The sequence below is a fragment of the Cyclobacterium xiamenense genome, from assembly GCF_900109255.1.
Lineage (GTDB): Bacteria > Bacteroidota > Bacteroidia > Cytophagales > Cyclobacteriaceae > Cyclobacterium > Cyclobacterium xiamenense.
On sequence record NZ_FNZH01000001.1, the window covers coordinates 212,609 to 235,320 of the forward strand.

At 48.1% G+C, this 22,712-nt stretch carries 12 protein-coding genes; 9 read left to right on the forward strand and 3 right to left on the reverse strand.

Translation table 11 applies throughout. The annotated features are described in order from the left end of the window. Positions 1 to 6 precede the first annotated feature (6 nt). From BMW71_RS00735 to BMW71_RS00745, 3 genes are all read left to right on the forward strand, one after another. Positions 7 to 1,494: a DUF3863 domain-containing protein gene (locus BMW71_RS00735; RefSeq protein ID WP_092168109.1), complete on the forward strand. Its 1,488-nt coding sequence runs from the start codon at positions 7 to 9 to the stop codon at positions 1,492 to 1,494. A 175-nt stretch (positions 1,495 to 1,669) separates the two neighbouring features. Continuing rightward, the gene (locus BMW71_RS00740; protein WP_092168112.1) at positions 1,670 to 3,703 is read left to right on the forward strand and encodes a hypothetical protein; all 2,034 of its coding nucleotides are present in this window, start codon (positions 1,670 to 1,672) and stop codon (positions 3,701 to 3,703) included. Between the two features lie 163 nt (positions 3,704 to 3,866). After that, a complete protein-coding gene (locus BMW71_RS00745) occupies positions 3,867 to 5,279 on the forward strand; it encodes a S10 family peptidase (protein ID WP_244891029.1) in 1,413 nt (470 codons plus the stop codon). 143 nt (positions 5,280 to 5,422) lie between these two features. Here BMW71_RS00745 and BMW71_RS00750 read toward each other — a convergent pair whose 3' ends face one another. The 3 genes from BMW71_RS00750 to BMW71_RS00760 form a co-directional block, all read right to left on the reverse strand. Further along, complete coding sequence (locus BMW71_RS00750; RefSeq protein ID WP_244891030.1) at positions 5,423 to 7,528, reverse strand: S9 family peptidase; 2,106 nt, start codon at positions 7,526 to 7,528, stop codon at positions 5,423 to 5,425. 395 nt (positions 7,529 to 7,923) lie between these two features. Further along, entirely contained in the window at positions 7,924 to 9,624 is a 1,701-nt protein-coding gene (locus tag BMW71_RS00755) for a M66 family metalloprotease (RefSeq protein WP_092168120.1), read from the reverse strand. Between the two features lie 191 nt (positions 9,625 to 9,815). Beyond that, entirely contained in the window at positions 9,816 to 11,570 is a 1,755-nt protein-coding gene (locus tag BMW71_RS00760; RefSeq protein WP_244891031.1) for a hypothetical protein, read from the reverse strand. Positions 11,571 to 11,680: 110 nt separating this feature from the next. On the opposite strand from BMW71_RS00760, the gene BMW71_RS24080 reads away from it, so the two are divergent. The 6 genes from BMW71_RS24080 to BMW71_RS00790 all read left to right on the forward strand — a co-directional run bounded on the left by BMW71_RS24080 (position 11,681) and on the right by BMW71_RS00790 (position 22,706). Continuing rightward, the gene (locus BMW71_RS24080) at positions 11,681 to 11,800 is read left to right on the forward strand and encodes a DUF4372 domain-containing protein (RefSeq protein ID WP_394333676.1); all 120 of its coding nucleotides are present in this window, start codon (positions 11,681 to 11,683) and stop codon (positions 11,798 to 11,800) included. Between the two features lie 371 nt (positions 11,801 to 12,171). Further along, the gene (locus BMW71_RS00770) at positions 12,172 to 14,343 is read left to right on the forward strand and encodes a M60 family metallopeptidase (RefSeq protein ID WP_092168123.1); all 2,172 of its coding nucleotides are present in this window, start codon (positions 12,172 to 12,174) and stop codon (positions 14,341 to 14,343) included. A 77-nt stretch (positions 14,344 to 14,420) separates the two neighbouring features. Beyond that, positions 14,421 to 16,862 (forward strand): alpha-L-rhamnosidase, encoded by a 2,442-nt coding sequence (locus BMW71_RS00775; protein ID WP_244891032.1) that lies wholly within the window; start codon positions 14,421 to 14,423, stop codon positions 16,860 to 16,862. Positions 16,863 to 16,958: 96 nt separating this feature from the next. Continuing rightward, complete coding sequence (locus BMW71_RS00780; protein ID WP_092168126.1) at positions 16,959 to 18,419, forward strand: sulfatase family protein; 1,461 nt, start codon at positions 16,959 to 16,961, stop codon at positions 18,417 to 18,419. A gap of 288 nt (positions 18,420 to 18,707) precedes the next feature. Continuing rightward, complete coding sequence (locus tag BMW71_RS00785) at positions 18,708 to 19,631, forward strand: dihydrodipicolinate synthase family protein (RefSeq protein ID WP_092170097.1); 924 nt, start codon at positions 18,708 to 18,710, stop codon at positions 19,629 to 19,631. Positions 19,632 to 19,784: 153 nt separating this feature from the next. Then, entirely contained in the window at positions 19,785 to 22,706 is a 2,922-nt protein-coding gene (locus BMW71_RS00790) for a glycosyl hydrolase (protein ID WP_092168129.1), read from the forward strand. The last annotated feature ends 6 nt before the right edge of the window (positions 22,707 to 22,712 follow it).

Below are 22,712 nucleotides of genomic sequence, written 5' to 3' on the forward strand. Positions count from 1 at the left end.
CAGCCAATGAAAAAGAAACAACTGCATCTGAGGTTCCTGGTGTGGGGCTTCCTGGCCCTAAACCTATCTGGAGCGTGGATCGTCTGCGGGCAAACCGCGGCTGCTGATTCGGACGGGAATAGTTCGCAGCTTGATCGGAGAGAGCCTTTGGAACTAATGGGAAATCGATTCCTTACCTTTGCCTCCGTGGTTCGGGTAAACCAAATCGAAACCACCCGAACCGAGTCGCGCGGTGTGGATGAGTCGGCCGTGCACAGCCCCAGGGAAGCCCGTATCTTCCGAGAAACCATCGAAAATGCCTGGCCGGGAGCTCGGATGACCTGGGCCTTCAGCTGGCTTGCCTTGCATGACGAGCGGGAAAACTACCGCGAACTTCGGGAACTCATCGTTTCTTACAATAAAAAATACGGGGACGAAATCACCTTTATACCGGGCGCCTATTTTTCCCCCATGTACAACAGCCGGGAACAAACCAACCGCGACCTGCACGAAGGCCTGCAACGCGTCTCTGAGATGGTGGGGGATGGGTACCGGCCCCTGGCGGTTATCGCCGGTTTTATGTCGGCCGATAACCTCCGCTACCTTGCCGAGGAAGAAGGAATTCACGTTTGTCAGGGCACCATCTGGAGCCAGTACGCGGTGGATAACGGAGACGGGGAAGGATCCATTGTGTACCCCTATTATCCATCCGCCGAACATTTCAACAAGCCGGCCCAGGGAGCGGCCGATCAAATCGATTGTGTGAATCTGGATGGCTGGACGGTCGACTTTCTGAATGCAAGGTATCCCGGCGCCAGACGGATCGATGGCGTCAACTGTGGCAGCCGGATGGGAGTCGGTCCGATAGAAACAGTAATTAGATTGGGTACAGCACCAGGTGTGCAGCAGATGCTGGCGACTACCAGCACCCACTTTGATAAAGGATATGACCTGAACGGGTTTGCCTGGGTGACCTCCATCTGGGAACTGAGCCTGGTCGAAGCCCGGAAGCTTTTTCCCGGCTACCAGGGGCGCAATGGTATGGAAGGCCTGGATATCTGGCTACGTGAAATTCGCCGGCGCTGGCCGGACGCGAAGGCCATCACGCATGGAGAGTTTGGGATGCTATGGCGGGATCATTTCAAAAGCAATGATGAATTGGATTACCGTTTTGTACACCGGGGGTCCGGCATCTGCGGATCCGAACCGGAACTGGAGATTCGCTGGTTTATGAACAAGGATTTTCGAATGGCTACACTCAGAAACTGGATCGAACAGACACCGGAAAGGGTCATAGACTTCACCAGATACGATTTAAAAGCGCAGGAACCGCCTGATCCGCGACCCGGACATCCCATTCGCAACTGGAGCCTGATGAATCGTCTAAATCAAAAAGGAAGCCGGCCGCAAGATGTACCGATGGAAATAGAGGCATTGTATCCGGAAGAACAAGAGATGATCAAAAAGAGGTACCCGGTTTTATTCGAGGAAGGGCATCCGCTGAGTATAAAATAAGCAATCAGAAGTACCTCGCCACGACATGTATGGCGAATGAACCCTGGGCGTAACTTTGAAGGACACGCGCTTCACCGATCTTACCCGGAAATTCTGAACGTACCCCATCTAAACTAAACATTAAAAACCCAGAGAGGAATTTGCTACGTTCTCTCAGCTAAGTGTATTCGTTGTCATGAAAGCCTTTTATTTACACCTTATTATCCCCCTGACTTTTGTCTCACTTCACAGTTTTGGGCAGGAGATTTTCAAAAATACGTTACAGGATGATGTAGTCTTGGTTACCAAGAAATTGATAACGACGTATGGAAAAGAAAACAATGAACGCATTGTTCGGGGTGTCAGGCACCTATCGGATCTTTGGTTTGAAGAAAATGGGAATGGCGCTGAATTTCAGGAGTTTTGTCTGAAGCAGTTTATCCCTTCAGGTCCGGAGCTTGATAATGCGCTCCATATTGCTGAACAACAATTCAGTGCCATCAATGGGTACCAACGGGAACTCTCTCTGGCACTCGATTACCCATTGGTGACCATGACGCGACCGATCACTGAGCTTGATCGGTTTTTTAGCGATTCAAAAATTACGATTGATTTTTTCAAAAGCAAACTTGCCCTCGCCATCGCCCTCAATTTCCCCTATTATACCAATGAAGAAAAGGAAGCATTTGGGGCTAGCTGGAGTCGGAAAAAGTGGGCAATGGTCAGATTGGGAGATAAATTTGATTTCAGGTCCGACCCGAATAAGGAGCCCGACCCCATGCCGATTCCCGATGAGCTTCGTGATTATACCAGCCGCTATATTCTATCAATGGATCATGTGGTATCACCCGAACTGGAAGTCCTTTTTCCTGAAGGAACCCGGCTAAACAGTCACAATGGATTACGAGACGAAATCAAAGGACTTTATTACAGGGATAATCCGCTGGAAAAGCAGCGCGTCATACGTACCATCGTGATGCATATCATCTATCAAACCATACCGGCATGCATGGTGGGAGAAACGGCTTATTATTGGGAACCCATAGCCAATAAGGTGTATCTGAAAGAGGGAGAAAAACTTGTCGAAACAGCTTTTAAGGCTGAACCCGATACTAGATACAAAGTGTTGCATCACAACATGTTGTCGAAGATGCGGCAGGATGCCAACTATCCTGAAGGATCAACCTATTTGACCCGAACCTTTAAAAATGCCCAACTGAGTGAAGAAAAAATTGTCTCCTTACTGGAATCGGTTTTAAACGTTCCAGAAAAGAAAGCCGTAGCGGCATTGATTGAAAAAAAGATTGGGAGAAAGTTAGAACCCTTCGACATTTGGTACACGGGATTCAGCGACAATACGAATTATAAAATGGATGAACTGGATCAGTTGATCAAAGAAAAATATCCCACCCCAATGGCGTTCCAGCAAGATCTACCCAACATCCTCAAAAGAATTGGTTTCCCGGATTTTGAAGCGGAATTTTTTGGCAATCACGTGGTAGTTGATCCTATTCCTTCCGGCGGTCATGCCAATGGGCCACAAATGAAAGGCGCTAAAGCACATTTGCGTATCCGTTTTGAAAAGGATGGCCTGGATTACAAAAATTACAGGGTGGGTATGCATGAAATCGGCCATACCATTCAGCAGAATGTAGGCACCTACATGTCGGATTATTATTTACTGAAAGGCATCCCAAGCAGCCCCTATACAGAGGCCATGGCAGATCTTATTGCGTACCGAAACTTGATTGCCTTAGGAATAAATGAGGAATACAGCGCCCGGGAAAAACAGGACAATGCCTTGGCGGCGTTTTGGTTTGTTTGTGAAATGGGATCGGAAGCGCTTCACGAGATCAGGGTTTGGCATTGGCTGTATGATCATCCGGACGCTACGGTTGAAGAGCTTAAGGAAGCAACCATTACGATTGCGAAGGATATTTGGAACCAGTATTTTGCAGACATTTTTGGTGTAAGGGATGTCCCTATCTTAGCCATCTATAACCATTTCATTTCCGGGGCGCTCTATTTGCACAGCTATCCCATTGGAAATATTGTCGTCATGCAATTGGAAGAGCAATTCGAGGGAAAGGATTTTGCAACGGAAATGATACGTACCTGCAAAATCGGTAAGCTTACTCCGGATCTGTGGATGATTGAAGCAACGGGAGAGCCTTTAAGTGCTAAACCACTACTTAGTGCCATGCGACATGCGCTTGAAGCCTATAAATAACCTTTGTGCAAGGCTTTACGCCATGTCTTAAAAAATAGTAAAAGTATAACCCCTAAATAAATTCCTTATTATGTGTAATAAAACGAGTAAGTTTCTCCATCAAATAATCTTCCCTTTACTTTTATTGATTGGTTGTGGTACTGCGGTACACGCCCAAAAGATTATGTTACCGGCCGACACGTCAATTGTCTCTACTGATGAAGTAACCGTTAACGGGAAAAGAATACCCTATCAGGTTACGGTAGGTACTCAGCCGGTATACGGTGAGGATGGAGCACCTGATGCAGCGCTGTTTTATACCTATTACGAGCGAAATGACGTCGATCAGGTCGAAAATCGACCCATTGCATTGTCATTCAATGGAGGGCCGGGAGCTGCATCCCTATGGATGCATTTGGGTTATACAAGTCCCAAGCGACTGGAAATAAGTGATGAGGGATATCCCATCCAACCCTATGGTATCGTTGATAATTCCCATTCAATTATAGATGTAGCAGACATTGTATATGTTGATCCGGTTAATACGGGTTTTTCACGCATAGTGAATGACGGCAAGCGGGAAGATTTTTTTGGGGTGTATCAGGATATTACCTACCTGGCTGACTGGATTGACAATTTCCTGTCACGACAGGGACGCTGGAGATCCCCCAAGTATCTGATTGGGGAGAGTTATTCGGCAACACGCGTAGCGGGCTTATCTGCTGAACTGCAAGACCACCATGGGATTTACCTCAATGGAGTAGTTATTGTTTCCGGGACTAAAATGGAACTACCTATCGCAAGCAATGAAGTACTACAGTTGCCTAACTACGCTGCGGTAGCCTGGTATCATAAAAAGCTACCTGAAGATTTACAGAAAAAAAGTCTCACGGAATTGCTCTCAGAAGTTGAAACGTATGCCATAGAGGAATATTTACCAGCAGTCGAACGAGGGGGATTTATTGATGAAGATCAGAAACAAGCCGTTGCGGAAAAATTAGCCCGGTATACCGGTCTCACGAAGGAATTCATATTGGACCACAATCTGACCGTCCCCACGAAAGCTTTCAGAAAAGAGTTGCTAAGGGACGAAGGATATTTCATTGGTCTTTCGGATGCACGGTATAAGGGTATCGATAAAATGGATGGGGGCGATACCTTTACCGGAAGTACGCCACCGGAGGCAGCTGCCTGGGATAATGCCTTCACTCCAGCAATCAATGCATACCTTCGAGATGAGTTGAATTTTAAAACAGACCTGCAATACCAGGTTTCCGGTGCTGTATTTCCCTGGCCCTGGGACAGATTTACGGATGGGACCGGAGATAAATTGCGTAATGCCATGATGCAGAACCCCCGTCTACACGTATTATTTCAAGCCGGATATTACGATATGTTGGTGAATTATTTCAGACAAATGAATGGTATGTGGAAGCTTGATCCAAGCGGTAAAATGAAAGACCGTTTGCATTTTAACGTGTATGAAAGTGGCCACATGATGTATGTCAGGGAGGAAGATTTGGTAACCTCTACCAATGATCTCCGGGAGTTTATTCAACAATCCATCCCCTTGAAGGGTGAGGCGGCAACGTATTGATGTAGACTATTATTGGTAATTGCATCCATCTTCCAACTACAAATGCCAGCTGGGTCTAGTTGCAAACGACACCCAGCTGGTGAGTCAAATTCCCCAAACAGCTTTTTAAAAATTGTACCCTAGCCAATTCTTTTGAATGAAGTTTACTGGGGCCCTGCGGGTAAGTGGTTAAGCAAATACCTCACCATATAAAGCCTCAAATGCAGTGAAGTGCCTTTTCCCTCACTCAGACCATGGTTTCGGTTGGGATAGGTCATGTAATCAAACGGCTTACCCAGTTCGATCAGGCGATCCACCAATCCTTCGGTAATTTCAAGGTGGGTGTTGGTTTCACCTGTTCCGTGAATAATCAAAAGATCCCCCTTTAATCCTTCCGCAAAATTTATAGGTGCGGATTGACGGTATCCTTCAGGGTTCACTTCAGGCGTATTCATGTAGATCTCCTGAAACCAGGCGTTGTAAAGGTGGGGCTGCGGCTTCGGCGCAACAGCGATTCCCACATCATATACGTCCGGTTTACGAAACATGGCATTTAGGGTATTGGACCCTCCGCCGCTCCATCCCCAGATCCCTACCCGGCTAAGGTCAACATAGGGCCTGGTCCGCCCAAGCTCCTGTAAGGCCGCTGCCTGCTCATCCGTTGACAGGGGACCCAATCTTCCCGCTACGGCCCTGCGCCATGCTGCTCCTTTAGGAGATGGGGTACCCCGGTTGTCAATCGATACCACAAGGTATCCGAGGTCGGCAATAACACGGTGATAATCAGTCATCGCATGTCCCCAGGAATCCATTACGGTTTGCCCGTGAGGTTCGCCATAAACGTAGACAAAAACAGGGTATTTGGCAGCCGGATCAAAATCGACCGGCTTGATCATCCAGGCATCCATTTTAATTCCATCGCCAATATCAAGGGTCAGGAACTCTTTTGGCTGAGGATCCAGCAATATGACTTTTTCATGGAGCTCCCTGTTACCTTCAAGTACACGTTTCACGTTATGCTCAGGCAGACCAATAAGTTCCGTTACAGGAGGTGTATTTGCAGAAGAAAAAGTATGAAATGCCCATTTACCATCAGGAGAGATGGTATAATGGTGCGTCCCCGGCTGATCGATTGGGGTTATCCGTTCTGCTTTTCCTTTTCCGTCAATCCGTACACGGTACAAATACTTTTGGGTCCCATTGTCGGGAGATGCATAATAGTAAAACCACCCTTTATCCTCATCCATACCTGCCCTACCGATGACATCGTACTCTCCCGGTGTCAATAGTATCTCTTTCTTTCCTTCACCGGACACCAAATAGGCGTGTCTCCAACCATCCTTTTCAGTCAGGACAATAAAATTGCGGGTATCACTAATCCAATCCACACCTCCGTTCGTTCCATAACTTGCTACTACCCATGCCGGATCAGATTCCTCGTAAATAGTGTTTATACTTCCATTAATAATGTTGGCGGTCAAAAATTGTCTTTGGTCCCTAAATCGGCTTCTCTTTTCCACCAGTACCTCCTCCGAATTTCCTGCCCAGCTAACCTGTCCAATATAATATCCTTCTTTTGGTATGGGTAGTGGCAACCATCGAATGGCTTTTCCTGAAGTGTCCACCACACCTACACGCAATACAGCGATAGCTCCACCCACCCTGGCAAATCGCTGCTCTTTTATTTCCGGATAAGAAGGATCACTGGGAATAAGTGAAGCTCTTTTTCTCACCTCTTTCGCATCGGATTGTACAAATACGATATGCGTACCATCGGGACTCCAAACAGCCCTTCCGTTTGAAACCGCTTCGGAATTGGCATCAAACGTAAGTCGGGTAGTATTTCTACTAATCAGGTTATAGACAAAAAGATCTCCCTGTTCAGCAAAGAGAATTTGCGTACCATCCGGAGAAATACGGTTATTTGCTCCGGCCACAACTTTTTCATTGGCACCCGTTTTCCGGTCCACCATCCAATAATCGGACCCGGTGTGATCGTCGTCCTTACCGGAGATTTCTACTAAAATTTTGTCACCCTCCGAAGACAAAACATAGTTTTCAATGATAAAAGGGATTGAATAACCAAACCTGTCAAAATCCTCTGGGGAAATCAGCACCGTTCGCTTGCCCCCGGGCACATCATAATTTACCAGTGCCTGTGTATCCTCTCCCGCTAGATTTTCAAGGAGAATGTAACCCGAACCATTCGGAAGCCATCTTCCGTTGAATGAATTGGGTGAAAAAGCATTTTCTTCATAAATCTCCTTCAACCTTTCCTTAGTATGTTCAGGGACAACCACTTTCGGGTGATTTTGAGATGCGTTTGACTGACCATAGGCGACATATGACAGGAAAGCGGCATTGGCCAGCAGAATCAAAGAAAGCAATAGTGAAAATTTGCTATTTTTTATCATATTGTCTAAATATATTTTTCTATTTAAAGCATATTAAATTCGCCGATTAAATGAGTATACACGTGTTTTTTCAGCAATTTTGGGCAGTCAATACAGCCTGTTTTTTTGAGTAAAGTAATCTTCTTCAAAGTCAGTAATCGCTTTTCTGTGAATATTATTTCTTTTCAAACATTTCCCGGTCTGATAGTAAAATTCCCAATAGTAGTAACTGAGTGACTTATTTACATAGTTTTCTCTTCAAAAATAGCTAACTACTTCTCCCAAAATTCGATCACTACGGGATTTTCCGGGAGTCCATTTTCCTCAGCATCTGGCGTACTCAAAAATTCGATTTTTGTTACTTCTCCATCCGAGGCTTTAAGATTTACTGCTTGTGTTATAAGGGATTCGTTCTCAGTATCGAGTGAAGCACTCAACATGTAAACGGAAACCTTCCCGCCCTGTGTGACCCTTAGGCTGAGATCGCATCCTCCGTCTTCGCAAAATATCTCTTTGGCAGTATTTCGATCTTCTTCTATTGATGGGTCGAAGGTTTTAATGATGCCCGATGAATAAGGGCCAATAGGCGGATACACAAGGGTAGCCTGTGGCGAAACGGCACTTGTAGCAGCCATCACGGAAATAACCTCGACATCGCGTTCAATTGGGTATTCCACCCCATTATTTGACACTGTTTTTGTATAGGCACCCGTCTGCTCGTCCCAACTGACGTAACTATTCAATCCTTCATCCCAAATCACGATGTGCTGCTCCAGGTAATTTTGCGCTTTGTGCATGGAATAATCTGAAAAATGACGGAAGATATAACCTTCTTCCTGATCACCTGTTCCACCTCCCTGCATTGGATCTATCTTATAGGTTCCGACTACGTTTGGTTTACCTCTATTAAGCTTAACCGCATTTTCTTGCACAGTTGGAGGAATAAAGGCCTTCCCTGGCAAGTCAAAGGCCCAGGTGGGACCGGCATGAATTTTTTTAAAATTATCCGGAGCAGGAATTCCATACATGTCACCTCGATAGGGATAGTTTTCATCGTTGCCCCAATGAGGCAGCAAAAAAGCATGTCCTAACTCATGAATTAAAATACCCGGGCTGGTGCCATTTCCCACGCCACCAAAATCCCAGGCCTGTCCGCCTGCATTGGCACCATAAATATTTACATAATAAAGACTAAATCGACCATTGGTTCCTCCGGCAGCTTTCAAGGCAGACTTCCAGGCCAATGCGGCAGCTTGTTCGCCATCAAATTCGTATCCGGTTTTTACCTTGTAATCAGCCTTAGAATCCACTCGTGTCGCTGGTATGACAGCCCCTCCTTGCATTTTTCTCTCCGGGATGATCAATTCAGGAAAAACAATATCAGGTACTCGGCGAACTTCCATATCAGCAGTAGGCCATTTAGCTTCCAATTCTACTTGCCATCCTTTCGGATAGTCTCCCGGCGTATAATCGAAATAATGAACATCAAACATGGTCATGATAATCTTTGATGGTGCACCCACTTTAAGACTTTCAATTGAATGGGTTTTATCACCAGCCTGGATTTCAATACTTAAGCCCGGCTGCACCCATTCTTTGGGAATAAAACCAGTAAAGGAATTTTCATAACTATGCTGAATTATCCCTGGGCCATTAGGGATACTTTCAGGTAGTATTTCCGGACCGGAAAGGGGCATGGTCAAGGTTTTACCATTTAATTTTAAGTTTGCTTTTACTTCAGGAGCCTGACTTTGGCTTGGAGAAACCACATGTACTTTTAGAAGGGCTTCCAGATTACTAAAAAGCCTGAAAAGTTCATTTTCAGGTTCCATAACATGCTTTTGAGCAAAATAAACCCCATCAATTTTTGCATCACTCGGTTGCGAACAGCCTGTAATCATTAAACTCGAGATGCTAATTATAATGATAGATGTTACAAAGAATATTTTTTTTACAGATGATAAGTATTGCATTGGATTCCTTTTTAATTTTAAAATTACTAAACGCTTATAAAATAGTATGTAAATGTCTCTTAAACCTGAAATATGCAATAAGCAGTTAATTTTCGGTGACCTTTAAAAACTGAATACATTTAACTTTGATCGCTGTAATGGCATTTTAAAGTCAATTGATCCAATCAAAACATCGAACACTGTTAAACTGATTATTCCAGTCCCTGTCGAGTAACGATTGGCACATAGCCTGCCTCCATACCTGCCGGCGGAGTGACGATCAAAGCCGGGTCAACATCGGCTAACTTCCCTATCAAAGGCGGAGGAAGGTATTCCTCGTCCATTTTCCAGTTTCTGTGTAGCAACTCCACCCTTCTTTGCATTTCTTCCCGTTCCTCATGACTCAAATCAGCATTGAGCAAGGCAGGTTGGTCGGCAAATCGATACCAGTAATAGGTAACGGTACTGCCATCTCCCAGTTTTGCCTTGAAAGGCCCAGCCGCCGGGCCTGGATTTTTCCAGCTACTATCTCCCTCTTCAGGAGTAACATAAGTAAGGGAGGGCCTGTCATCTTCAGCCCTATTAAAGCTCACATTATGCAGTCCGGTTTCAGCAGGAACATCACCCGGAGCCACTGCTACCCATTGGCCAATGTCATCCTCACCGGTTTTTACCATTTTATAGTATTCAGGAAGTGTTGCCAGCGTATGGCCGTTTTTATCTGATTTTGTGATTAGATCCCCATCCCAGCGGACCCTTAAGGTAGCCGAATCAGTAACATTTGCGTCCATATAAGAAGTAATATTCATTAAAGCACGTTTGTCCTTTGGAATATGTTCTCCGTAAAATTTCCAGTTTGATCTGACACCTTTGTTAAACTTTTGCATGGTAGCGTGTTCCACTTTTATTTTACCGTCAACAGCATCACCCCCGTCAAACCATGCTTTGACATTGTCCCATAGGGCCTCCTTTTTATAGACCATCAGGCGGTGAAGCAGTTCCGAGTTGCCATCTGGACCTGCCGGATATTGCGTCGGAGCCATACGTGCATAGGTCTGACCTTTGGAATCAGTGGCTTCATAGGAGTGAATATGCTGGGTTTCCATTTGAAAAGCCTTATTCGGTTCTGAGGGACGTTGATCTAAAAACAGTCCACTCAGACGAGGGTCTTCCACTGATGCTTGACTCCAAAAATAAGGAGTAAAGAATGCCACGGGACCCTTAAAATTTCCGGCATTTAAAAATAAGGTCCAGCACTGATTGCCAGTGGGTACAGCTGTACCTGCGGTGGTAGATGTCGGCTCAGTAAGCGGTAAAGGCAGGTATCCACTACCAAATAGCTCACCACTGGTGCCTTGTTTGAGATTCAGACCATCCGGAGGCCACAGTAGCCATGGACTCAGTTGCGCTACGCCATATTTCCCTCTCGGGTCGCTCCAGTCCCTTCCTCTACCGGCCCCCGGACCGTTGGCCCATCCGGCAAAATTAAGTTGGACACCGCCCATTATAAATTTAGGCGTTGTTGTTGCATACTCGGTATCGCGCCACCAGCCAAGACCTCCTTCAATATCTGTATACAATTTTTCTACCGGCAAAGGCCCATCATATTGCGGATGCATCCAGGTACCGAATAACCCGGACTGAAAACTCCTTCCCGAATATTCTCGTAACAAAGGCCAGGCAGCAGCGTACATGGAGTAGCCTGCATTGTATAATTCATCCACTATTTCTCTTTGTGTAATCATATACCCACCCACATGGGCCTTTCGGATCATGCTTTCTTTAGCGCTTTCCTCAGCATCCTGGGCGGTAGCAACCGCAGTAACTAACAGGAGCAGCGAACAAACGGTTAAGTGTGTGATTCTAAAATATTCCGTTCGCGTCCACCAAAAAAAAGACCTGGCAATTTTAAAAAACGCGATAGGCAACAATTCAGGAAAATACGTGTACCAGGTATTCTTTTTCATGTTAGTTATCTGATAGTACGGTCGTCCAAGATCGAAAAGACTAGAAATAATCTAATCGAAAAATATCTTAAAAGTAAGTTAGGAATAATTTTTTTTTCGGACATCCTATCATCGCTCAACTTTTATCGCTGGTCCCAAAGGAAATTTTCGAAAGGGTTGTTGAGCCGGAAGGTTCCGAACCCTATTTCAAGCAACATAAGAAGTTGGACCATTTCATCTGCATGTTCTGAGCTCTTGTGACCAGAAAAGGCAGTCTGAGGGAGCTATGCAAAAATAATGGTCTTATTATTTTAAAGCTTATCTTGTTCGGAATTAACCCGTTGCCCGTGAAAAGCACACTTTCTGACCTGACCCGTACGCATGACCACAAGTTTTTTGCGCTAAATTGGTATTTTATGGAAAGGCTACGAAAAATTTTGAACGCAATCCGGTCACCGTTAACATATCATATTTTTTGGCTAAGATGTTTGAGTAGTAACCCGTGCAAAGACTGTAACTTTATTCCCTTCTTGCAACGAGACTGCCCATCCAAAAAACGAATAAGGCAGGTTCAAATTAATTTAATTTTCCTTTTGATCGAATAAAAACAACCAATACCGCCATGAAACGATCCCTAAAGGCCATGTTACTAATTCTACCGATTTTTTCAATCGCCATACGTACATTGGCTCAGGGGCCAGCAGGCTACCAGGAATGCGGACCGGAAACGTATTTTGAAGAGCCAACCAATGTCGCTTTTGGGAACAATGGAAATTATAAATACCTGTTTAATCAGGTGGGGCAGATTGTTTTTTCGCGTGGACAGTTTTTTGGGGGGCCGAGTTCGGCAGAAGTGGAAAAAGCTTGGTACCAAACCATCAGCGAAATGGATGTGGAGACCCCTTCCGCTAATCTTAAACTAGCATTTTCTAAACTGAAGAAGCATTTGATAGGGGAATCAGTACTTACACCAAAGGAGATTACCCTACAGGACTCCATTATTCAAGCCAATATTTCAGCGATCGGCATCAAAAAAGAAATCATTAAGCAGTCTTTTGAGCTGGTACGTACCTACGAGGAGACGGAAGGTCCCTTATTCGATATTCGAGGAAAAAGAATCATGCTCCCGAGGGAAGTACAGCCCGGTATGGAGATTCATTATGCGCTTTTTTATATCATGGATGCCATTACCCGTAGCTATAGTGCTGCAAAGCTGGAAGAGTTTCCGGAGGTATACCAAGGGGCCATGTTCAAGACCGCAGCCTATTTTCCAGGGATGGTGAATCCACCGAAAGATGCGGGTACTGTTTACCGGGTTAAAGTGAAGGCATCACAGACAGCAAACTGGGGAACGCCCATTTATTTTCACCAGGATGCCTATTCCCGCCGACCTACCGGAGCCTACGTCGCTCCCGGTACGCTTGTTACTATTAAAGTACCTTCAGCAGTTGTTGACAAGGGGTATACCATCCGGATTGGAACGCATTTCTGGGATTTGCGGTACCGGAACAGAATCGCGCGGCTGGATAGGGCAACCATCATCTATCCCGTGATCGCCGAAACCATCACCGTAGGTTCTCCTCTGGGCGGAAACATTTACTTTGAAGTTCCGGAAGGAAAAGAGGACGGGATCATTGATTTGGAAATTACCGGAGCCGTGCGGTCTCCCTATTTTTCTACCAGGGAGTACAACCGCACAAGCCTGGAGGATTGGAACGAAACCGAACGCCACCATCCCGGGGCCTGGGCCGATTTTGAATCTGACAAATTTCTCATGCAGGTGCCCACCAGCTGGATTTATGATTTTGATAATCCCAAAACCATGCTCAACAGGTACGACAGGGCCATGGATGCCGTAGCTAATCTGTTGGGCAAGCCATTGCCACTAGGAACCCACTTTATGTTCCGGCAGGTAGATGCAATCATGCGAGCAGGAGTCCATGCGCCCGGCTATCCCGAGATCAATGTTACGTATGACCCAACAGAAAAATCAGACGGAAAAGGAAATCATATCATGCTGCAGTCACCTGTGGAGCAACCCTGGGTCATTTTCCACGAAATGGGCCACTCACACGTCCCCTCCTTTTTTGAAAATGAAACAGAATCTATTGTAAACCTGCTACATGTTGCAGTTGCTAATCATGGATTTGGTATGGAACTGGATTCCGCTTTTGGCTGGTCGGTAAGCAACCGCCTGGATGTGGATTTGGATAGGGCAGCTATTAATCTAATGGTAACAGACCCCTTCAGAAACGATCTACCCTTGAACAGAGATCGCATGTCTTACCAGCACCGGGGACATGGCAAATACGTGGATGTGGTGCGCCTATTTGGCTGGGACGCCCTGGGGAACATGTTTAAACAAGTGAATGAAGATTATAACCGGGGAATTATCATTAAAAAGACCCATCACCCCACCGATGACAGGATTTTACGCATGTCGGTTGCGGCAAGTGCGGACCTCCGTCCTTTACTTCATTTTTGGGGGAGACCTCCAGAAAATAACAGTAGCTTGTCTGACAGTCTTGAAGCAGCTGGATTAAATCCATCCAGGGAAATTTTCGAAACACTGGAGCATTACAAATCCATCCTTCCCAAGACACTGGCACAGGCTCAGGCACATGCGAAATGGATGTTTCCAAAAGAAGGGCATCCTTCAGCGGATGGTCATGACCTGGAGCGGGACATGGCGTTTATCCATACAGATTGGAATGAGGCATATGCTGCACAAGCGATTGATCAGATTGAACGGATACAGAAACGTTATTTTCCCAAAAGCTGGGTGGGTAAGTGAGAAATGCCGATAGAAAACAGGAATATGGATAAAGTATGTACTATCCAGTCAAAAGTATTCTGACGTATAAAAAAACAATGAAGGAGATACAACCGATGGTAAAAAAAACAATTAGCCGTTCCTGGCTATTCCTGCTTTTGCTCGCGATATCCTGTCAGGAATCCCATAAAAACCTGCCGGACTGTGGACTATGCGCGAACACGGCGGCTAAATGGATCCAAGTTGCTGAAGAACTGCCTGATGAAGACTCGCTTTTTTATTTGCCCCGACCCGCGCCGCTTTTCCGCAAGGAATTCTCCCTGGTGGAAAAAATCGATAGCGCCCGCCTGTTCATTACCGCAGCGGGCTATTACAGGGCCTCGCTAAACGGAGAGCCTATCGGGAAAAATCTATTGGACCCGGCATGGACCGATTACAGCAAGCGGATATACTACACCGCGTACGACGTAACCTCACAACTAACGGAAGGTGACAATTGCCTCGGAGTAAGCCTGGGGAATGGTTTTTACAACCCCCTTCCCTTGCGAAAATGGGGGCGAAGAAACCCCAGAGTGGATCTGAATGTGGGGAAACCCACCTTTATTGCCCGGCTTGTGCTGTATCATTCCGACGGACAAACCACGGAGGTGGTGACGGATGATTCCTGGAGCTACGCGTATGGGCCCCTTCAAAAAAACAGTGTGTACATAGGCGTGGTATATGACCAGGGAAAGGAACTACCGGGATGGGATACGCCGAACTATAGCGCGGATTCCTGGCAGGCGGTGCAGCTAGGAGCGGGTCCCGGCGGTGCCTTGCAACCCGCCTTTTTCCCGCCGGTTAAAAAGATGCAGGAAATTCAGCCCATTTCCGTTAGCACCCTTCCCGATGGAAAACACCTCGTGGACATGGGGGTGAATTTTACCGGAACCTATCGGATACGAATTCCTGCCAGTGCAAGCGATACCCTGACCTTCCGGTTTGGGGAGCGGGTGTACGAAGATGGAAGCCTGAACCCCATGACCACCGTGGTCGGACAGATCAAGCGAGAGGGGATCGGTGGTCCGGGAGCACCTGCCATTGCCTGGCAAACGGACAGCTACGTTCCAGCCGGGAAGGAGGCCTATTTTACGCCTGATTTTGTTTACCGAACCTACCGTTACATGGAAATATCCGGCCTCGAGCAAACCCCTTCCCTGAACGATATTCAGGGCTGGTTTACCTATTCCGATGTGCCGGATCGAAATGATTTCAGCAGTTCCAGTCCCCTGCTCAACGAGATTCAGGAGGCAACCAAACGAACCTTTCTTTCCAATTTGGTAAGTGTGCAATCCGATTGCGCCGTCCGGGAGAAGTTTGGCTACGGGGGAGACCTCAATGCCACCAGTGAGTCGTTTATGTACAATTTCGACATGCAGGACTTTTACCGAAAAACCGTGTATGACTGGGTGGATGCCATGAATGATTCGTCCTTTGTAGATACAGCGCCCTTTGCCGGTATACAGTATTGTGGCATCAGCTGGGAATCCGCTTACCTAATCACCCAATACTACCTCTACCTGTATTACAACGACGTGGATTTGATTGAGGAGCGCTACGAGCAAAACCTTGAATGGATGGAAAAGGTGGCCCGGATCCATCCGGAGGGGTTGGTGGACAGTGGCCTCAGTGATCACGAATCCCTGGACCCCGTGCCGGTGCAACTTACGGGCACGGCCCATTACCTGCAATGTGCCCGGATCATGGCGACCTTTGCTTCGGTGATGGGGGATGCCGCTAACGAGCAACACTTTGGTCAGTTGGCCGATCACTTGCAGGAATTACTGAGAGCGGAATTTTGGAAGCAGGCAGTGGAAGGTCCCATCAATCGACAAACCCTGTTTTCCACTCTGCTCTACCACGGAATCATCCCGGAGGCGGAGTTGGGGGCAGCACGGGATTCCCTGAGAATGGCCATCCTTCAGGCACCCGCCGGGCATTTCACTACCGGCATTTTTGGTACCAAATACATTCTGGAAACCCTTTCCGAGCATGCCTCGGTTGACGAGGTTTTTGCAATTGTAAACAGCAGACAGTATCCCGGTTGGGGGCACATGATCGACCGCGGTGCGACCACCATCTGGGAAACCTGGAAGGAAAGTGACAATACCTTTACCAATTGCCATCCCATGTTTGGTTCGGTGACGGAGTGGTTTTACCGCTGGTTGGGGGGAATTCGCCCGGATCCGTCCTACCCTGGTTTTCGGGAATTTGTGCTGGCACCACGGGTCCCTCGGGATCTGAATTTTGTTCGCAGTACGTATCATTCTCCCCATGGGGAAATTGTCTCCCATTGGAAAAAAGGCACCGAAGGCACCATTACCTATGAAATGAAGGTACCCCAAGGCAGTAGGGCCCGGGTTTCGGTAGCCGTTCTCCCTTCTCAGAAACTGGTGGTGGAGAAACATCCGGAAGGATTTCAGCCGGAAGGCATGGACGGGTTAGCCAGCGGAAACTTTATCCTGGAGGAAGGAGCCTACACCCTGCGCGTTTCCAACTGAGCCAATCGTAACCGGCCCAAGAAAGCGTAAGTAAGCTGTAAAAAAATCCCACGTCAGGGACCGATCACTTTCCGGTCCAATAAATTTGACCCATTCATGCATAAAATACCAAAAATCAGTACCCTATTCTCCCTTTTCCTGTTCGGTATGTACCTCGCACAGTGTGCGGCCCCCGCCGAAAAAAGAGAAGCGGCATACCACCCCACAAATGTATTGCTAATTACCGCCGATGATTTGAATTATAACTCGGTCGGGGTCTACGGTTGTTCGGTGCCAGATATTACCCCTAACCTGGACAAGTTGGCCAAAGGAGGCATGCGTTTTACAAATGCCTTTGTGAACATTGCGGTGTGCCAGCCGTCCCGGCAGTCCATCCTGACGGGCCGGTACCCGCATACCAATGGGGCGCTGGGCTTCGAGCCAATCGACGCGTCGGTGGCTACCCTGCAGGAACAACTCAGCCAGGTAGGCTACCTGAATGGTATCCTGGGTAAAGAAATCCACCTAAAACCTACCGAAAAGTTTAAATGGGATTATTACATCCGAGAGGCAGACCTGGCATCGGGACTGGGTATCGGCAGGGACCCCGACTTGTATTACCAGTACGCCATGGAGTTTTTCAACAAGTCCAAAAAAGAAGACCAGCCCTTTTTTCTAATGGCAAATAGCCACGATCCCCACCGACCCTTTGCCGGTAGTGAGCAGGAAAAAAGACAATGGGGAGATGACCTGCCGGTAGCTACCCGGACCGTTCGGCCCGAGGAGGTCACGGTACCGGAGTTTCTTCCGGACCTGCCAGAGATCCGGCGGGAAATAGCCGAGTATTATACCTCGGTCTATCGTCTGGATCAGACGGTTGGTACCTTGATGCAAGCGCTTGACGATTCCGGCTTGGCCGAAAACACCCTCGTTATGTTTATCAGTGATAACGGCATGGCCCTGCCCTTCGGCAAGTCGAATTGTTACCTAAACAGCAATAAGACCCCCTGGATCGTGCAGTGGCCCGGCAAAATCCCCGAGGGCAGGGTGGATAGCACACATTTTATCTCCGGAATCGATTTTATGCCGACCATTCTACACGCTTTGCACCTACCGCCGGTGCCGGATATGGATGGGAGCTCCTTTCTTCCGCTGCTGGAAGGCAAGGCCCAAGCCAACAGAACGCGTGTTTTTACGGAGTTTCACAAGATTTTTGCCGGTGTGGATTACTCCATGCGCTGCGTGCAGGAGGGCAATTACGGGTATATCGTTAATTTTTGGAGTGACGGGAAACACAAAATTCGCGGAGATGCTGCCAGCGGCAGGACCTATCCCGCCATGGTAGAAGCGGCTGCCGAAAACGAAGCAGTGGCCAGGCGCCTGGAGATGTACGAATACCGTGTGACCGAGGAGCTTTATGATTTCGCCCGGGACCCCGATGGGCTTACCAATCTCATTGATGATCCGGCATATCGGGAGATTGTCGACGGACTGAAGCAGCGGTTATTCCGGGAAATGAGGCGTACGGATGATCATTTGGCCGGTGATTTTGAAGCCGGTTTTTTAGAAAATAATTGAAAGGCAAATGTATTTCGCCCCATCTGGGCTTGCGTAGGCGTTGTTCACAAGTTTATCATGGGGCTAGACCATCTGCCGCGGTGTTTCGCGCCTTCAGCGCTTGGTTTTAGCATATCCTTCCTTCATTGGATGGAGGTTGGCCTGTTTATTTGAATCGAGGATAAAGTCCTTTGGCGACGGGCTGGTTTTTTGCATGCAGCGGTCAAAAATCAATGGATCGCTTTCGTTTTCCTACCGCTAATCAATAAATTGAAACGGCAAAGCAGAACCCGGACCAACCTGTACCCCATGAATAAAACTCTGTATCCGCTTTTTGGTATCGTCACGGTACTGAATACCCCATTTAAAACCGATGGGGGCATTGACTACGCCGCGTTACGCCTGCACGTGCGGGAGGCCATGGCCGCGGGAGTGGCGGGCTTCCTGGTTCCGGCCATGGCTTCTGAAGTCTATCAACTCTCCCATCCAGAGCGACTTAAACTTGTGGAAACCGTCCTGGAAACGGTGAACGGGGAGGTGCCGGTGTTTGCCGGTGCGGGTGAACCGGACCCCGCCAGAGGAAAATCCCTGCTGGCCGCCTACCTGGAACTGGGCTGCAAACAGGTGCTTTTCCAAATCCCCTTTCGGGACGAGACGCAGTTCAAGACCGATTTCTACCGCCTGGCAGAATTAAATGTGCAAACCATCATGTTGCAGGATTGGGATGCGAGCGGGTACGGCTTGCCCGAAAACCTGATCTGCGAATTGTTTGAACAGGTGGAGGCCTTTCAATGCCTGAAAATCGAGACGGTTCCAGCGGGTTACAAATATTCCAGAATGCTTGCCCTTACAGATGGGCGGTTGCACGTTAGCGGAGGATGGGCCGTTGCCCAAATGATCGAAGGCCTGGAACGCGGGGTTCATGCATTCATGCCGACCGCCATGCACTGGGCGTATACCGAGATTTACCGTTGTTGGAAGCAGGGGGGAACGGAGGAAGCAACCGAACTGTTTTACCGCATTCTGCCGGTATTGGCCTTTTCCAATCAGCACCTGGAAATTTCCATTCATTTTTTCAAACGTTTGTTAGCTCGCCAGGGGATCTATCCTACAGCCCATGTGCGCGTGTCTTCCATCCCCTTTGATTCCCAACATCAGGTTACCTCCGACAGGTTGATCCAACGGGTGATTGAGCTCGAAAATGAAATTAAATGGAGCCGTAATGCCCTTTAACCGTGCCGCGGCTTCGTGAAAAAGAAAAAAAGTCGGGAGGCTCCCGGGTTAAAATAATACACTGTTTCGGTAATATATTGAAAGATTTCCCGACAGAATCGACCTACATTTAGGGCTTACAATCACCAATAGTGGTAAAGGTTAATCCGCAGAATGCTATTCCGATTTATCCATCCATTCCACAGCAGTAAACACCGCAAAGCGACTATTTTTTTGGTAGTAGTCGGCGTTTGGTTGATGCTGGGTTGCCAGCGATCGGATCCCCCCGAGGTTTCCGTTCTTTCAGAACAGGCATTTCTTGATCCTTCCACGGAAAACCGTCCAATGGCACTGTGGACCTGGATGAACGGATACGTCGATACGGTACAATTGGTATACGAGCTGCAGGAAATGAAAGACAAGGGCATGCGGGGGGCGATCGTTTGGGATATCGGTGCCCTCATCAACCCGGATGGGATGATCCCGGATGGTCCGGCTTTTCTTGGTCCGGAATCGCTCCAATACCTCGCCCTCGCTTTGGCTACCAGCGATTCCCTGGGCTTGGATTTGGGGATGAGCGCTGCCAGTAGCTGGAATTCGGGGGGCGAATGGGTGCGGGCAGCAGACGGTAGCAAAGAATTGTTGCGTTCTTCCTATCCCGTGGAAGGTCCAGCGACTGTCCAAATTACGCTATCGAACCCCGAATCCCCCAGAGGAAGGGCGGAAAACTGCGAACTGCTAACGGTAATTGCCGTTCCGAAAAACCCGAAAATGACCTTTGCTTCGGAGGAGGTCATTGTCCTTTCGGAACAGGATCGGGCAGGAGCAAAACTGTCCTGGCAGGCGCCTGAGGGGGAGTGGGAACTTCTTTCCTTTTTTAGCTGCAATACCATGCAGCCCCTGGTGGTGCCCAGTCCAAATTCCTCGGGATTAATCATCGACCACCTGAGTGGCCCGGCCACAGCCCGCCATTTGGAGGAACTCGTATCTCGCCTCGATCGGATTAGTACGGCAGTGAGAAAAATGAAGTTTATTTTTCTGGACAGTTACGAAGTATGGCAAATGACGGACTGGACAGATGGATTTCTGGAGGAATTTCAGCAACGCTATGGTTACGATCCAACTCCCTTTCTACCCCTTTTGCAGGGGTATAATCTTACCGATTCCCTGATTCAAGCAAGGTTTGAAGGGGATTATCGGCGATTGGTCAGTGACTTACTCATCGAAAACCACTATGCGCAAGCGGTAAAGATCGGCGACAAACACGGTATCCAAATGATAACGGAAGCGGGTCACGGTGGGCATCCCCGGGTGGAGCCGCTCAAGGCATTGGGCAATTCGCACATCCCCATGGGCGAGTTTTGGAACAGGCAACGCCATTGGGTCACCAAAGAAGCTGCCAGTGCAGCCCATATTTACGGACACACGGTTGTTGCCTCCGAATCCCTAACGGGATGGAATCATTGGCAACACGGACCAACCGACTTCAAGCAGCTTATAGATATTGCCTTTTGTGAGGGCCTGAATCAGGTCGTTTTTCACACCTTCTCGCACAACCCGGCCATCGCCGGAAAGCCCGGTTTTGTGTACCATGCAGGAGAGCATGTGAACGTTAATGCCACCTGGTGGCCTTATTCTCGCCCGTTTATGGATTACATCGCGCGTTCCTCCTATTTGCTGCGGCAGGGGAATTTTGTGGCCGATATACTACTCTATTACGGAGACGATGCGCCCAATTTGGTACCTCCCAAGCGTGTAGACCCGAACTATACGCCCGATATGCCGGGGATTTTTCCAACCTATTTTTACGACAAAACAAAGTGTCCCCATTGCGGGATGCCCCGCCCCATTCGTACAGGAGATTTGCCGGGGTACGAATACGATTATATAAATGCTGACGTGATCACAAACAGGCTGGAGGCGGAGGACGGAAAGCTACGGCTTCCGCATGGGGCTTCCTATCGTTTGCTGGTGTTGCCAGACCGAGCAGACATGTCCCTGGACGTGCTCAAAAGTCTGGAAAAATTAATCGGAGCGGGAGCCGTGGTTCTGGGACCAAAACCCGAACGAGCCAGTTCGTTGAAGGGGTACCCGGCGGTTGATCGGGAGGTAAAGGATCTAGCGGATAAAATATGGGGCAACACCGATGGGCAAACCGTTTTTTCGACTACCTATGGAGCGGGAACCGTCTATTGGGGCAGGTCCATAGAGGAAGTCTTGAAGGAGCTGCAGATCCGGCCGGATGTGGCGGTGAAGGGGCCGGACAATTCGGACAGGCATATTGATTTTGTCCATCGGCAAACCGAAACGGAAGAAATCTATTTTATTTCCAACAGCAGCGAACAGCAGGAGCAGCTACGCCTGGTTTTCCGCGTGGATCCGGATTTGAAGCCGGAACTATGGGATGCAGCCTCCGGGCTGGTGCAGCGAGAGGTCGCTTTTACAAGGCTTGCCGAGGGGATAAAGCTGGACCTCGTGCTGGAGCCCATCGGTTCCCGTTTTGTGGTTTTCCAAAAAAATATTGCCGGGGAGAATAGTGAGGGACTGCACCGCGATTTGCAGTTCGGTTTTTCCGAAAAGGGCCTGGGCGATACCGATGTTCCATCCATTGACCTATCCAATGATTGGCTGGTTCGTTTTGACCGCCCTGAGGGAGATCCCTTGACGGTAAAAATGGATTCGCTTGTCAGTTGGTCGGATTTGAACGAGCAAGAGGCAAGGTATCACTCCGGCCAGGCTACCTATTTCCAGGAGTTTCGCTTGGAGGCGTCCCAGCTGCAAGCAGGAGTGGAGGCGTTTGTTCGCTTTGAAGCCATTCAGGAGATGGCACAGGTTCAGGTCAATGGAAAGGATTGCGGCATCGTCTGGCTTCCACCCTATACTGCCCGTATCACCCCGCACCTGAGGGAAGGGACCAATATCCTTACCGTGCGGGTGATCAATACCTGGAACAACCGGATCGTTGGGGATCTGCGGCATCCGGAAGCGGAGTCCGTTACCCGAACCAACGCCCGGGGGAAATTCACGGCAAACAGTCCTCTGCTTCAATCCGGCTTGCTGGGAAAGGCAGAGATCCAGTTTTTAACCCAAAATTAGCAGGAC

Coding starts and splice junctions, on each gene's coding strand:
- BMW71_RS00770 (WP_092168123.1), top strand. CDS start 12,172: ATGAAACGATCCCTAAAGGCCATGTTACTAATTCTACCGATTTTTTCA.
- BMW71_RS00785 (WP_092170097.1), top strand. CDS start 18,708: ATGAATAAAACTCTGTATCCGCTTTTTGGTATCGTCACGGTACTGAAT.
- BMW71_RS00745 (WP_244891029.1), top strand. CDS start 3,867: ATGTTACCGGCCGACACGTCAATTGTCTCTACTGATGAAGTAACCGTT.
- BMW71_RS00735 (WP_092168109.1), top strand. CDS start 7: ATGAAAAAGAAACAACTGCATCTGAGGTTCCTGGTGTGGGGCTTCCTG.
- BMW71_RS00740 (WP_092168112.1), top strand. CDS start 1,670: ATGAAAGCCTTTTATTTACACCTTATTATCCCCCTGACTTTTGTCTCA.
- BMW71_RS00775 (WP_244891032.1), top strand. CDS start 14,421: ATGAAGGAGATACAACCGATGGTAAAAAAAACAATTAGCCGTTCCTGG.
- BMW71_RS00755 (WP_092168120.1), bottom strand. CDS start 9,624: ATGCAATACTTATCATCTGTAAAAAAAATATTCTTTGTAACATCTATC.
- BMW71_RS00790 (WP_092168129.1), top strand. CDS start 19,785: ATGCTATTCCGATTTATCCATCCATTCCACAGCAGTAAACACCGCAAA.
- BMW71_RS00760 (WP_244891031.1), bottom strand. CDS start 11,570: ATGAAAAAGAATACCTGGTACACGTATTTTCCTGAATTGTTGCCTATC.
- BMW71_RS00780 (WP_092168126.1), top strand. CDS start 16,959: ATGCATAAAATACCAAAAATCAGTACCCTATTCTCCCTTTTCCTGTTC.